This is a genomic window from Saccharospirillum sp., from assembly GCF_040881935.1.
Lineage (GTDB): Bacteria > Pseudomonadota > Gammaproteobacteria > Pseudomonadales > Natronospirillaceae > Saccharospirillum.
Genome location: NZ_JBBECH010000061.1, coordinates 1 through 13,910, shown reverse-complemented (window position 1 = coordinate 13,910; position 13,910 = coordinate 1). Strand labels below are relative to the sequence as shown.

General features: G+C 52.6%; 16 protein-coding genes. 1 reads left to right on the top strand and 15 read right to left on the bottom strand.

Going from position 1 to position 13,910, the window contains the following annotated elements; all coding sequences use genetic code 11:
• Positions 1 to 133 precede the first annotated feature (133 nt).
• The 10 genes from WEB54_RS11570 to WEB54_RS11525 all read right to left on the bottom strand — a co-directional run bounded on the left by WEB54_RS11570 (position 134) and on the right by WEB54_RS11525 (position 8,009).
• Positions 134 to 487, bottom strand: a complete 354-nt coding sequence (locus WEB54_RS11570; RefSeq protein ID WP_368053848.1) for a RidA family protein — start codon at positions 485 to 487, stop codon at positions 134 to 136.
• Between the two features lie 44 nt (positions 488 to 531).
• Positions 532 to 1,569: a histone deacetylase family protein gene (locus WEB54_RS11565; RefSeq protein ID WP_368055770.1), complete on the bottom strand. Its 1,038-nt coding sequence runs from the start codon at positions 1,567 to 1,569 to the stop codon at positions 532 to 534.
• Positions 1,570 to 1,579: 10 nt separating this feature from the next.
• Positions 1,580 to 2,335, bottom strand: a complete 756-nt coding sequence (locus WEB54_RS11560) for an amino acid ABC transporter ATP-binding protein (RefSeq protein ID WP_368053856.1) — start codon at positions 2,333 to 2,335, stop codon at positions 1,580 to 1,582.
• A 65-nt stretch (positions 2,336 to 2,400) separates the two neighbouring features.
• Positions 2,401 to 3,054, bottom strand: a complete 654-nt coding sequence (locus WEB54_RS11555; protein WP_368053852.1) for an amino acid ABC transporter permease — start codon at positions 3,052 to 3,054, stop codon at positions 2,401 to 2,403.
• 12 nt (positions 3,055 to 3,066) lie between these two features.
• On the bottom strand, positions 3,067 to 3,723 hold the full coding sequence (locus tag WEB54_RS11550) for an amino acid ABC transporter permease (protein ID WP_368055768.1): 657 nt from the start codon (positions 3,721 to 3,723) through the stop codon (positions 3,067 to 3,069).
• Between the two features lie 271 nt (positions 3,724 to 3,994).
• The gene (locus tag WEB54_RS11545) at positions 3,995 to 4,798 is read right to left on the bottom strand and encodes a transporter substrate-binding domain-containing protein (protein ID WP_368055766.1); all 804 of its coding nucleotides are present in this window, start codon (positions 4,796 to 4,798) and stop codon (positions 3,995 to 3,997) included.
• 21 nt (positions 4,799 to 4,819) lie between these two features.
• Positions 4,820 to 5,347: a peptidase dimerization domain-containing protein gene (locus WEB54_RS11540; protein WP_368055764.1), complete on the bottom strand. Its 528-nt coding sequence runs from the start codon at positions 5,345 to 5,347 to the stop codon at positions 4,820 to 4,822.
• A complete protein-coding gene (locus tag WEB54_RS11535; protein WP_368055762.1) occupies positions 5,334 to 5,990 on the bottom strand; it encodes a 3-oxoacid CoA-transferase subunit B in 657 nt (218 codons plus the stop codon). Before WEB54_RS11535 ends, WEB54_RS11540 begins: the two co-directional genes overlap by 14 nt.
• The gene (locus tag WEB54_RS11530) at positions 5,977 to 6,672 is read right to left on the bottom strand and encodes a CoA transferase subunit A (RefSeq protein ID WP_368055760.1); all 696 of its coding nucleotides are present in this window, start codon (positions 6,670 to 6,672) and stop codon (positions 5,977 to 5,979) included. The genes WEB54_RS11535 and WEB54_RS11530 overlap by 14 nt, the downstream gene beginning before the upstream one ends.
• A 2-nt stretch (positions 6,673 to 6,674) precedes the next feature.
• Complete coding sequence (locus tag WEB54_RS11525; RefSeq protein WP_368055758.1) at positions 6,675 to 8,009, bottom strand: aspartate aminotransferase family protein; 1,335 nt, start codon at positions 8,007 to 8,009, stop codon at positions 6,675 to 6,677.
• A gap of 156 nt (positions 8,010 to 8,165) precedes the next feature.
• Here WEB54_RS11525 and WEB54_RS11520 point away from each other — a divergent pair, with 156 nt between their 5' ends.
• Positions 8,166 to 9,092, top strand: coding sequence for a LysR family transcriptional regulator (locus tag WEB54_RS11520; RefSeq protein ID WP_368055755.1), 927 nt, complete (start codon positions 8,166 to 8,168; stop codon positions 9,090 to 9,092).
• Between the two features lie 158 nt (positions 9,093 to 9,250).
• Here the strand turns inward: WEB54_RS11520 and WEB54_RS11515 are convergent, their stop codons facing one another.
• From WEB54_RS11515 to WEB54_RS11495, 5 genes are all read right to left on the bottom strand, one after another.
• On the bottom strand, positions 9,251 to 10,531 hold the full coding sequence (locus WEB54_RS11515; RefSeq protein WP_368055753.1) for a sorbosone dehydrogenase family protein: 1,281 nt from the start codon (positions 10,529 to 10,531) through the stop codon (positions 9,251 to 9,253).
• Between the two features lie 282 nt (positions 10,532 to 10,813).
• Complete coding sequence (locus WEB54_RS11510) at positions 10,814 to 11,200, bottom strand: cytochrome c (RefSeq protein WP_368055751.1); 387 nt, start codon at positions 11,198 to 11,200, stop codon at positions 10,814 to 10,816.
• A gap of 693 nt (positions 11,201 to 11,893) precedes the next feature.
• Entirely contained in the window at positions 11,894 to 12,208 is a 315-nt protein-coding gene (locus WEB54_RS11505) for an ArsR/SmtB family transcription factor (protein ID WP_368055749.1), read from the bottom strand.
• 52 nt (positions 12,209 to 12,260) lie between these two features.
• Positions 12,261 to 13,196, bottom strand: coding sequence for a cation diffusion facilitator family transporter (locus WEB54_RS11500; RefSeq protein WP_368055747.1), 936 nt, complete (start codon positions 13,194 to 13,196; stop codon positions 12,261 to 12,263).
• 410 nt (positions 13,197 to 13,606) lie between these two features.
• Positions 13,607 to 13,910: SCO family protein (locus tag WEB54_RS11495; RefSeq protein WP_368055745.1), on the bottom strand; the 304-nt coding region annotated here is incomplete at its 5' end.

Below are 13,910 nucleotides of genomic sequence, written 5' to 3'. Positions count from 1 at the left end.
CGGAAATGTAGTAACAATGGAGACAGTCTAACGATTCTTTCTTAAAACAAGAAATACAAATTCATTGTCTTGTTATGCACTTATAATATAAAGCCCTCGCGGCAACCTGGCCGCGAAGACACCGCTGGCAGGTTTACGCTGGCAAGGCAGCCATCATCATGATCTCCACTTTCCACTCCGGCATGGCCAGGTTACCGGTGACGCAGGCGCGCGCCGGGGTGCGACCGGGCACTACCCATGCATCCCAGGCGGCGTTCATTTCACTGAACTCGGCCATGTCGGTTACCCAGATGGTGGCCGACAGAATATGGGATTTGTCGGTTCCGGCTTCGGCCAGCAGGCGGTCAATGCCCTGCAGGATCTGCTCGGTCTGGCCGCGCATGCCAGCGCTGGCGTCTGGGGCTACCTGGCCTGCCAGATAAACCGTGCTTCCATGAACAACGGCCTGGCTCATGCGGTGGTTGCTGTCGATGTAACGATCACTCATAAAATGCACTCTGTTGATTGGATACAATGGGTTAAAAAAGGCTATCAGCCCCGCCGGAAGCCATGCAAAAAGGCGGCAAGATTATCACCGAGACTGTCGGTTGGGTAGCCGCCCTCCTGAACAATGACCTTGGGGCCTTTCACCTGCGCCAGGCGCTGGCCAATGCGGTAGAAATCTTCGGTTTCAAGTGTCATGCCGGCCAGGGGGTCGTCTTTATGGGCATCCAGCCCGAGCGCAATGACTATGGCTTGGGGGTTGAACTCTGCCAGCGCCGACAACAGCCGTGACAGTGCCTGTAAAAAGGCGATGCCGTTGGCACCCAGAGGTAACGGTACGTTGCAGTTGTAACCCTTGCCGTCACCGTCCCCCACTTCGGCCGCCGCACCCCAGTAAAACGGGTAAAAGTCTGCAGGGTCGACGTGCACAGAGCCGGTCCAGACGTCGCTTCTTTGCCAGAATATATCCTGGGTGCCATTGCCATGGTGCAGGTCGACATCGATGATCGCCACACGTTCATAGCGTTCACGCAAAACGGTTGCCGCCAGCGCTGTATTATTCAGGAAGCAGAACCCCCCTGCCCGCTCCGGCCCTGCATGGTGGCCTGGCGGCCGGCATAGGGCGTAGCTCACTGCTTCACCTTCCAAAACGGCACCGGCCGCTGCCTGAGCCGTCGTGGCACTGGCGAGAATACCGGTGTAGCTGCCTTCGTCCATCGGGCAGGCCATGTCGTGCAGATGCCAGCCTGCCTGGCCAACAATGTGGCGCGGGTAGAAGCTGGCATGGCCACAGGGGTGCACATTGGGTGCGACTATGTCGGATGCTCCGGGCAAGGCTCGCCAGCGTTCAACCACGTTCTCAAGGAAATCGAGATAACGGCTGGTATGAATGCGCTTCAGTCTGTCGAGCAGAAGTGGATCCCGGGCAAGCGGTGGCAACAGCGTCAGGCTAGCGCCTGCGGTATCGATTGCCTCTGTCAGGCGCTCGGCGCGCACCGGCTGTTCCGGTGAGGGTGCCGGTTGCCCGCGCAGAAAAAAATGTTTGGGCGCGTGTGAGCTTTGCGCCTCATGGTAATAGCATTTCACGATGCACCGCCTAGTGGTTATTGCCGAGGTGTTTTTGCAGGAAATTACGCGTGCGCTCCTGATCCGGGTTACTGAACAGTTTGTCCGGCGTGCACTCTTCCACCACAACACCGCCATCCATAAACAGAGCCCAGTCGGAGACATCCCGCGCGAAACCCATTTCGTGCGTCACGATCAACATGGTCATGTGCTCGTCAGCTAAGCTGCGCATCACCCGGTTTACTTCATCGACCAGTTCAGGATCGAGCGCTGAGGTCGCCTCGTCGAACAGCATCACCTTGGGTTTCATGGCCAGCGCCCGGGCAATGGCTACACGCTGCTTTTGCCCGCCCGATAGCCAATTTGGAAAGACATCGGCTTTTTCGGCGAGCCCCACCCGCTCCAGCTGTTCCATACCAAGATCGCGGGCGGTTTTCTTATCCATGCCTTTGAGCTTGCGCGGTGCCAGGGTAACGTTGTCGATGGTCGACAAATGCGGGAACAGGTTAAAGTGCTGAAACACCATACCCATGTTCTGGCGAATGTTGTTAATGTGTCGCTCGAAAGCAAGACCTTTAATATCGGGCCGGTTGACCTGAACACCATCGAGCAAAATGGTGCCCTCATCGATCACTTCCAGATGATTAACCGATCGCAACAGCGTGCTTTTGCCTGAACCGGAAGGCCCAATGATGGAGATGATCTTGCCGCGGTTGACGGTCAGGTCGATCCCCTTCAAAACCTGCAGGTCGCCAAAGCGCTTATGCACATTGCGGACTTCTACCATGGGTACTTCTGAATTATTTTCTGTGCTCATAAAAAAGCTCCAGTTTCATTCTTGTATAGGGGCAGCTATCGGCGGTACGCAGTCTTCCGTTCCAGCCAGGCCTGACCCAGTTCCATAAAAATATTGATCACGTAGTACATCAGGGCGATGACAATAAAAAATTCGAATGGGCGGAAAGACACGCTTATCGCATACTGAGACGCGTAAACCAGCTCAGCAACACCAATGGCAGAGAGTACCGAGGTATCTTTCACCATCAGAATCATATTGTTACCCAACTGGGGAACCGAGCGAATAAACGCCTGGGGCACAATGATGTACAGAATGGTGTTCCAATGCCCAAAACCCAGTGAACGGGAGGCCTCATACTGACCGTCAGATACCGATTTTATAGTGGCAATAAAAATGTCGGCGTTATAGGCCATGTAGTGAAAGCCAAGCCCCAGAATACCGACAACAATGGCTGGAATCAGGATCCAGTCACCCAGACCAAAGTATAGGAAATAGAGTTGAAGCAGCAGCGGTGTGGTCATAAACAGCCAGATAAAAAAGCGCAATGGCCAGCTCACCACCTTGTTGGTATAAATGGATATAACCGCAACCACCAACCCGCCCAGTATGGAAAACAGTGCCACAACAACGGCGATCAATAAGGCCACACCCACGCCCTGAAGCAGGGTGGGGAAGTAAGTAATGACCGGTGTAAAATCAAATTCCATCAGTGCTGCCTCCTATTGGGTGGTGTACCGGATGACACGACGATAGGCCAACTCGATAATGCCCATAACCGCATAAATGATGATGATGTACATCAGGGCACTGAGGGTGAAAATTTCCAGCGGCTTATAGGTCGACCCAATCAGACGCTGTGCCTGATAAGTCAATTCAACCACAGAAATAATGGAGACCAGTGAAGAGTTCTTAACCAGAACAATGGCCAGTACTCCCACAGAACGAATCATCAGGCTCGCCGCCTGTGGCAGCACAATGGATACCATGGTCTGCACTTTGCCAAAACCCAATGACCGGGCGGCTTCGCTCTGCCCTTTATCAACCGATTCAATGGAACCCCGAATCGCTTCGCTCATGTAGGCGCCAATATTGAACGCGCCAACCACGACACCGCAGGTGATGGGATCCAACCGCAAGCCAACACTCGGCCCGCCATAGAACACCAGCAGCAACTGCACGAAATAGGGTGTCCCTCGAACAACACTGATATAACCGCGGGCAAACCAGCGGATGGGCGCAAAGCGGAAGGTCTGTAAAAACACCAGTCCACAAGCGACAAAGAACCCAAAGAAAATAGCACGGGAAGAAATATCGATCGTAACCCAGGCTGCCCTGATCAACAGGGGCGTAACCTCGACCATTAATTCAAAATCCATGGTCATACCTTTTACTGTTATTGTACAAGTTCCCAGTGCATGCGCTTATTCAGTGGCAAGGGGCCGCGCCGGATATCAGGTGTGCCTCTGAGGGGTCGGCGTGAATCCGTCCATGGAGCCTAGACCGCTACATCCATGCTGCGGACTCCCCCTCAGAGGCGCACCTGACACCCGTCGCTAGTCTCTGTAAACACGGAAACTCAAATAACCGGATCAACAAAGCCAGTACCATTTCAAAAAATGAAAATAAACTGGCTCTTTTGATCAGCCCTTACTCGATATTGGCACCTTCACCAATCCACTTATCAACGATATCCTGATAGGTTCCGTCTGCCTTGATTTCAGCTAGGGCATCGTTCAAGGCTGCCTTCAACTGAGGCTTGTTCTGCTGAATGGAAATGGCAGCTGGCCAGCGTGGCAGTTCACCGACGTCGACCATCTTGATGGCGGGTGCGTTTTCCTGCATCGCGACCAGAACCGGTACGTCATCGGCGATCATGACATCGATACGGCCTGTGGTCAGACCGTTCATCATGTCAGGCAAGCCCTGGAAGGTTTGGTTACGCCATTCGCCTTCGCCATTTTCCACGGCCCACTGGTTACCGGTTTCACCCAGAGTGGAACCAACCCGTTTGCCGGAGAAGTCGTCGATGCTGTTGATGTCGTCTGTACTTTCCTGCACCCAGACCGACAGGCCAGCGCTGTAGTATGAGTCAGTAAAGTCAACCGCACGCTGGCGTTCTTCGGTAACGCTCATGCTGCAAATGCAGGCATCAAACCGGCCACCAGCCAGGGCGGCGATGATGCCATTCCAGGGGGACGATTGAATGTTGACTTCCACGCCCACCTTTTCAGCCAGTGCTTCGGCAATGTCGACGTCGAACCCTACCAGCTCGCCCTGGGTGTTAACGTAACTGAAGGGAGGGTAGGCACCGGAGTTGGCCACCTGAAAGACATCGTCGCGAATGTCGGGCAGGTCGCGCGCCTGAGTCGGCATGGTTACCAACGCTGTTGCGCCAAGTACCACGGCAGCAGTCGCCAGAGTTTGTGAGAACTTTTTAGTAAATGTCTTCATATTCTTATTCCTGTTCAGACTTTATTTAAACAACGCATGCATCGATGCATTGCACCTCTTCACACTGGTCAATGTCGTCGCCCGACTGATCGCGGTACGCTGGTAGTGGGTCAGATAAACAGGCTTGGTCATGCCCGGCGGAAAGCCTATTCGCCCTTCCATTTCGGCGAAGGCCGGCACACTGGAAGGCCAGTTGCCACCGGAAATCGTGCCAATATTCAGGTTAAAGGGATGATCGATAGCCTGGTAGGGCCCCTGACGGTGTCGTTCGTTAAGTTCAGCTTCCAGGTCTTGCAACCAGGGGGTGAGCCGTTGCAATTTTTCGATGGCGTTAATGCCTGTGCTCGCTGCCTGAACGTGGACGGGCTTGCCGCGCACACCGAGCTTGAACCAGAGTACCCCGACCTGGCCAGCCAGTAACGTTGGACCGAAGGGCTCGGGAATCAGTACAAAGTCACCGCCATAGCCCTGGTGCAAACACGCCAGTGCGCCATTGCCCGAGCATTCTTCCTCGACAACGGGGGCGGTTTCGCGTTCAGTCAAAGTCATGTGGCGCCTCCCCGATCGCGAACGTCAGCTCAGCTTCGGTCTGCCCCTGCAAATCGGCGTCGCTGATGTCGAGCAATTTCTCACGCACCACCAGCCCCTGGTCGGTCACGTCGATCACGGCCAAATCTGAAATAATTCGACTGACACAGGCTTTGGCGGTAAGCGGCAAGCGGCAGGTCTCGAGAATTTTTGGGCGACCCTGTTTGTCGGTATGGGTAGTCAGCACGACAATGCGTTTTGTTTTTTGAGCCAGCTCCATGGCACCACCGATGCCCGGCGAGAACTTGCCCGGAATTTTCCAGTTGGCGAGGTTGCCGTGCGCGTCGACTTCGAAGGCACCGATCATCGTCAAGTCTAGCCGGGCCCGGCGTATCATGGCGAAAGAGACGGCGCTGTCGAACAGGCTCGCGCCCTCACGCAGCGAGACGTAGGCGCCAGCGGCATCAATCAGAGAGGGATCCATCCATTCCGGTGCAGCCTGTTTCCAGGCACCGAGAATGCCATTCTCTGAATGAATCTGAACATCAAAGTCATCCGGCAGGTAGTGCATGACCTGCGTAGGCAGGCCGATACCCAGGTTAACGATGCTGCCCGGGGTGACCTCAGTCACCGCCCGGCGCAAAATGCGTTCAGCGGCGGACATGATGCTCCAGAACCCCGTAGTCTGAGGTGAGTGACTCCAACGGCACCACGCTGTCGACAAAGGCACCGGGCGTGTGTACCTGCTCCGGCTTGAATCGGCCCGGTGCACCGAGATCCAGTGTCTCGACAATAATGTGGTTCGCCGCCATCGCCATTAACGGGCTGAAATTGATGGCCGAGCCCTGATACACCAGGTTGCCCAGCCAGTCAGCCTGGGCGGCATGTATGAGCGCATAATCAGCCGACAATGCCATTTCCACCTTGTAGGTTTGGCCTTGCCAGTTGAGCAGATCTTCCGGGTGGGTAATGTCAGAATCGATGCCGATGTCGGTCAGGAAACCAAAGCTGCCGGCCCCCGCCGTTCGAATCTTTTCTGCCAGTATGCCCTGAGGGTGAAATTCCACGTCGATATCGCCCTGGTTCATCCGGTCGATCACGACTTTGTTCAGGCCAATGTGAGTGGTAATTAACTGGCGTACCTGACCATTCTCGATCAGTCGGCTCACGCCGTGGCCAGCTTCGTTGGCATCGTTCTTAATAAGCGTGAGGTCGGTCTGCCCCTGGCGCAGTAATTCATTGATCAAACTGAACGGCGTACCCGGGTTGCCGAAACCACCCACCATAACCACGGCGCCCGAGGGGATGGCGGCAATGGCCTGTTCCAGGGTGCGGTTCTTTTTCATGATCAGGCTGCCCGCTCTCTTGCCAGTTGTTCAAAGTCAGCCAGGCTGTCATCGAGCAGAGCAATAATGTCGTCGATGTCTGCTGCGGTCACCGTCAAAGGCGGTGTGATCAATACATGATCTCCCTCCAGACCGTTCAGGCAGCGTCTCGGGTAAATCAGCAAGCCGCGCGCCTTGGCCAGAGCCGTCAACTTGTCGAAGGCGTTAAAGGCGGCCGGGAAAGGTTGTTTACTGACGGTGTCTTGCACCAGCTCTACACCTTGCAGTAAACCAATACCGCGCACGTTACCAATACAATCGTATTTTTCGGCCAGCTGTTCGAGCTGCCGGCGCAAATAGACGCCCTGTTCGGCGGCATTGCTGACCAGTTGCTCCGAGTTCATCACCTCAATGACCGCAAGGCCGGTGGCGCAGGCGAGAGGGTTACCAGCGTAAGTATGGCCGTGCATGAAGCCGCCATTGCGACTCACCACATCGACCAGTTCCTGGCGCGCCATCATGGCAGCAATGGGGTAATAGCCGGAGCCCAGGCCCTTCGCCAGTGCCAGAATATCGGGCGCTACGCCGTAATGCTGGTAAGCAAACCAGGCGCCGGTGCGGCCCATGCCACTGAGCACTTCGTCCATGATCAACAGGCAACCATAGCGGTTACACAGAGCGCGCAACCCTTCCATATAAGCCCGGGTAACCATACGGCCACCCGTGCTGGCGCCGCCAACCGGCTCAAGCGCGATGGCCGCGATGGTCTCCGGGCCTGCCTTCAAAATGGCGCTTTCAGTCTGTTCCAGCACGGCGGCAATGTGTTCTTCAACACTCGCTTCGTGATAACGATACAGATCCGGCGAAGGCACCTTGACCGAGCCAATCGTGATCGAGCGATAGGGTGCTTCCAGGGGTTCGTATCCGGTCAGCCCCAGGGCGCCCAGGGTGCTACCGTGATACGAAGGACGCAGCGAGACAAACTGGCAACGCTCTGGTTGCTCTCTGGCGACAAAATATTGGACGGCCAACTTGATCGCGCTTTCAACGGCCTCCGACCCACTGCCGACAAAGAAGACTTTTTCCAGATCACCATCTGTTAAATCAACCATTCTGTTTGCCAGATCAAGTGCGACCTGGCTTTCGAACTGGGTACGATAGCTGAACGCAATTTTATCGAGCTGCTCAACCATGGCGCGTTTTACAATGGGGTGGTTGTGACCAATGTTGCAGGTGATGGCACCGGAGCAACCATCAATGTAACGACGCCCTGCTGTATCCCAGATATATATGCCATCAGCGTGGCTGACCAGCGGCATGTCATTGCTGGTCAGGTAAAACAAAGCATTGCTGGACATGGTCTCACTCTTCCTTAATAAACAAAGCGTCGTTTTTTTGATCTATTGGCATTATAGGAACAGCTAAAAATTAATTTCAACGCATAATGTTTTTTCATTACTTAATGACTTAAACTCATGTTTTAGCCCCAAAATACGCTTGCGAGACTTGCCAGCATGAGCGATATAAACCTTAACTCTTTGAAATCTCTGCTGATTTTTAAAACGCTCTATGAGACCGGCACCGCCACCCGGACGGCGAAGGATTTGGGCATTACTCAGTCGGGTGTCAGTCGCTCTCTGGCGCAGTTGGAAGAAAATATTGGCATTGCGCTGTTCATGCGGCACAAAAAACGGCTGATTGCTCTGCCCGAGGCCGATGAACTCTATGGTGAGATTCTGGGGTTACTGAGTAATCTGGAAAACATGAAGCACAGCATTGTGGCGCTGCGTGAATTTGGCGCGTCGCGAATACGCATCGCCTGTGCACCCGCTCTTGGTTTTGCCTATGTGCCCAAAACCATCGCCCGCATTCTGAGCGACAATCCAAAATACAGCGTCTATCTGGATATTATGCCCAGCCCGGAAATAGTGCGTGCGGTTGAAGCCGGTTATTTCGATGTCGGGTTCGTCACCCTGCCGGTGACCAGCCAGGCGTTGGTGGTCGACGAGCTGATCTCAACCGAAGCGGTCTGTCTGATGCCCAGAAATCACAGCCTGGCCAAAACCAGCGTCATTACCACCGAAGACCTGAAAGGCCAGCATCTGGTCATCCCCAACCAGCCCAATCTTGCGGTCGACCAGTTGCTACTGCATTTAGCGGAGAATAACATTCGCATTGCCGGCAAAACCGAAGCCAATATTGCTTCTATTTGCTCGCTGGTCGCCAACGGCGTCGGCATTACCCTAATCAACCCCATCACCGCCTACGACCACCAGGCAACGCGTGATGACCTGTTGATCAAGCCATTCAAACCTGCTTTTCATTATCGTTTTGGGTTGGTGTACAAACAGAACTGGGCGAATAACCGGTTAATCAGTTTGCTCAAGGAAATGCTGCCTGAGTTGCCGGATCATCTGGTGGCGGAACGTTTGAATTCCTGAATGACTTTAGACAACCCAATAAAGGGTGCGCCCACAATCAGAACAAAGTGGCCTGGAGAGGCTATGCTCAATTCACGAGAAACTCAATCATCTCCCTCCAGAAAAACTACCGTGGTGTGATAACATGCCACGGCAGTTCGTTAACGAAGCTCCAAACCTCAATTGGGTCGAATTTGATATATCTCGCCTTGGTCAACGGCGGTATACAAATTACCATCGGGCCCTTGAACAACCGACCGGAAACGCGCCCTGATATCGATAGGCATTTTCCAGACTGATTTTACAGAGCGATTGTCATCGGCTAAATCCAGAACATCGAGGCGCTGCCCATCGGGTGTTCCGCCAAACCCAATACCCATGACACCAGTTACCAGTCGCCCATTCCAGGCGCCCCACTGATGACCTTTCAGAAACTCAGCAGACGACGTGCCCTGTGACAACCCGTTATTATTCCAGGCTGGTGGCAGTGCATCCGGGTAGGCTGAGAAATCTGTCATTGGCATGAACGATGCCCGACTCGCTGCTGGAACACCCTCCATTTGATTGGGGCTATAACCGCAATAGTTATCCGGGCAATCGCCTCGGCCATTGACGTTTGCCCGAGGGTCCCAACCCCCATTCCCTCCGGCCACTAACGCCGTTATTTCATCCGAGTGCCATGGACCATGCTCCGAAATCACAGGCTGGTGGGTTACCGGATCAAAGGTGATGCCTTGAACATTTCGATGACCAAAGGTGAAAATGCGTGGGTCGAAGCCTCTATTATTGTTATTAAAGGGTGCCGCATTGCCGTCACCATCGACACGTAAAACCTTACCGCCTAACAAAGTGCCGGATTGCGGCACTTCACCGTTGTGAGTATCGCCGGTTGTTACATACAAATATCCATCGCCCGGGCTAAAGCGAATGCGTCCGCCATTGTGTGCGCCAGGCCCACCAAAGGGGTGATCGCTTGCCTCGGGCTTGTAGGGGATGTCTTCAATGATGTCGGTTCGGTTCGCCACGTCTGTAAAGTCTTCGTTGACGGTCATCCGCAAAACCCGGTTGGACCCAGGGGCCGTTTTGTCAGACGTGGCATAGACGTACAGCAATCGATTGCTGTTGAAATCAGGATCTACCGCGACTCCCTGCATACCAGCCTGACCTTCACAAAATAGATCATCACCGGAACTGGCGTAACCATCTTGGTCCTTCATGCCCAGTAACGCATTGACTGCTCCATCTGGCAACCGAACAGACAAACCCCGACATTTTTCCGTGTAAAATAAAGTGCCATCCTGAAGGAACGCCATATCCCATGGGTTGTCCAGGCCTGTCATAATCGTTGAAGTAGAAAGCTCCGGAAAGCGCCGGGTGTCATCAGCGATTGCGGATGCGGATAATGTCGCGGCTCCCAGTAGAGCTATCGACAGCATTTGGATGTTTGCACACTGTTTCATTGATACCGCTCCTATTATTATTGTGTTGTACCAGTCTATTACAGGTTAAACACTCCTTTATAGCCACTCACTCAGATCTCGGATTGAATCAATGTGTAATTTATCCGATCACTGTTTCACCCTTGTCCATAAGGGATCTGTGTTACGAGTTTAGAATCACCAGGTTCTGAATCTGTTATGGTAGTGAACCTACAGCTTAGAGATTCACCGGGATTCTCGTAATCCAATACCTGGCGTTGAGAACTTGCGCTACTCTGTACCCGGTATAATGAACCCAGCCTTTTATTCGACAGCATTCAAGTAGGCGGCAAGATTCGATATCTCTTCATCAGTCAAATCGGTAGCCATAGCAATCATGAGGCCTGAGTTCGGGCCAACTTTAGTGCCTGCCCGATAAGTCTCCAGTCGATCCACCAAGTAAGCCACATCGCGCCCTGATATTTTGGGATAACTCGCCATTCCACGGCCCGCCGGGCCATGACAATTACTGCAATTTTCTGCATAACGCGCTTTACCAGCCTCAATGTCTTCAGCCCAAGCAGATGCCACGGATAACGATAAAATGGAACCCGCAATGCACAGTGTACGAAGTAATGTCATTTTAGAACCCACAATCATTGTTCTGCCATTTAAAACGAGCCTTTTGAACCACTCGCACGCTTTCGTCACGGTATAACCAACCCTTAGAGCCAAACCCTGACAGCCCTTATCTCACTTTTGTGGTCTGGTTACCTAATCAATCAGTCTAGCCAAAAAGGCGACAAGCACAAATGTAGGTCACAACTTTTTAATTGCCAACGCTCTTAAAACGGCAAATAGCTTTTTAAAACGACTATACAGATTGCAGAACAGAACAACGGCAATCGATATCGCCAGCAACACCTGTACCGGAACAGCACCTTCAAGGCGCTACCCGCCATGCCTGGTGCACCACAAAAAAGCCCTGTAGAACGGAACGTTTACGGACTTTCGTGAACGTTGATTTGGTACCAGAGGTTAGACCGCCTGGGCCAGCGTACTGGACGGCATGTGCCGGTTGAGTCCGGCTGTTGAACCGGAGACACAAAAAAACCCTGACCATCTTTCGATAAACAGGGCTTTTTCAATATTTGGTACCAGAGGCCGGACTCATATAACCGCCTATATCCCTTGTATTCTGACACTTAAAAGCCTAAGAAATTATTTATAGCACCAATGGTAGCACCAGCACAGACTGCCTTCTATTTCCGGAATCCTACCTAAACCTCTCAACTCGATATGAGCGTAATGTAAAGTTTAACATACAGCCGAAGCAACAGGATTCCACATCTCCTTGTCTACTACTCTCCCGCCAGACGATGGACGACTCACCTGAAAATGGAGTCATTCGTCCGAATGTTCTTCATTGATATGTGTTGTCATGTCTACCAATATGTCGTGCACATGCTGGTCAGCGACTGAATAGAACACCTGCCTTGACCGGCGTTCACCTTTTACCATTCGCGCCCCTCTAAGCAACCGCAGGTGATGGCTGACCAGTGCTTGCGAAAACCCAAGGCTTGATACAATGTCTCCTACAGATTTTGGGCCAGACAGGCAAAACAACAGAATCCGCAATCGAGTGGCATCCCCCAGCAAACGAAAGGTTTCCGCCAGTATGGTGACATCCTCCAACGATGGTATTCTCACATTACTCATTAGTCTCACCTGTCAGGTAACCTGGTTTCGCGGTATGCATTTTTTGTCCTCATCAATCCGTTTCTTGTGATTGAGTCAGGCTACAATCCTCATTACTGGAGCGCCAGTCGGTTGCCACTGTGACATGTTCAATATCAAAGTGGGATTTCAGTTCCTGTTCCACCTTGCTGACCACAGAGCTGGCATCGTAGTCGGCCTTGGGTCGAACATGCAAGGTAGCCATTGCCTTACCAGACGTTATCAGCCACACATGAATATGGCTAACCGATTCCACTCCCGCAACTGACTGAATGAGATGACGCTCTATTGCAGCTGGATCAGCATCTGCTGGTGCGCCTTCAAGCAGAATGTGAAGTGACTCTCGAAGCAATCGCCAGGCGCTGCGCAAAATCAAAAGAGACACAACAACCGACAGAATCGGATCGATAGGCGACCAGCCCGTGTAGTAAATGATTACAGCAGCAGAAATAGCACCCACAGAGCCAAGAAGATCACCCATGACATGCAGTGCGGCACCTTTTATATTGACGTGTTCGCTATCGCCGCGAGTCAGAATCCAGAATACAATAATGTTGACAAGCAGGCCTACAATAGCGACGCCTAGCATTGGCCCCGCAAGAATGTCATGTGGTTCCTGAAACCGCCGCCATGCTTCATTGATAATCCAAACTACAATAGCGAACAAGGTGAGCGCGTTTATAAACCCGGCGATTACCTCGAAACGCAAATAACCAAAGGTGCGTCTGGAATCTGCCGCTTTTCGCCCAAGCCGGAATGCAACGTAAGCAAGCGCCAGTGCTGCCGCATCGGTGAGCATGTGCCCCGCATCGGCAAGCAGTGCCAGGGACCCGGAGACCAGACCGCCAATGACCTCAACGATCATAAACGTGAAAATCAGAATGAAAGACAGCAGAACCTTGTGTTCATTCTTGCCGGATACCGTTGGTGCATGTGAGTGCTCGTGTGTGTGTTCTTGATCCTGAGCCATCATCAACTCCTAAACATAAAACAAACATATAAATACATGTTTATATATTAGAAGTCAACCCTCCCTCAAGGCAATATCTTTTCGTATTACCTGCCAGTAGCCGGTTACTTCAGATTAACAAAGTCGATCGACGTTCCTGTGACATTGAAAGGGACAGCGAGGATGCACTTGAACGGGGAACTATCACCCTAGTGTTGAGGTCAATGGGATGGCGCGCACGTTTCCCGCTCCTTACCTTAAGCTTACTACAGGAAACGCCGTGAATTCTGCACCTGGCAACTACTACTTGAGATGAATGAAGCTATACAGCCATACTCAGATATGGGCGGTGGTCGCCCGCCTCTGCAGTCAGTAGCGCTGAAACTACCTGGCCATTTACTGCATTGAAACCCGACTGAACTTGTGTGAGGTCATAATGCCAGTAGTTGCCGCATATCGGCGGCAATGTCTTCTACTTCCTCATCATTCTTAAGCAATACCCGTGCCTGCCCTTCTGCATCAAAGCCATACAGCGCCATGCTGTGTGAAACATCGTAGTATCCGCTATCATCCGGTTCACCATATCCGTAGGCGGCACGAAAAGATTTAGTCAAGTCTTTCAATTGTTTTTGAGTACCGGTAAGGCCAACAAATTGAGGACCAAAGATATTGGTGTAAGCCTCAAGTTGCTGCGGGTCATCGCGGTCGGGGTCAACACTGACGAATAATACTCTC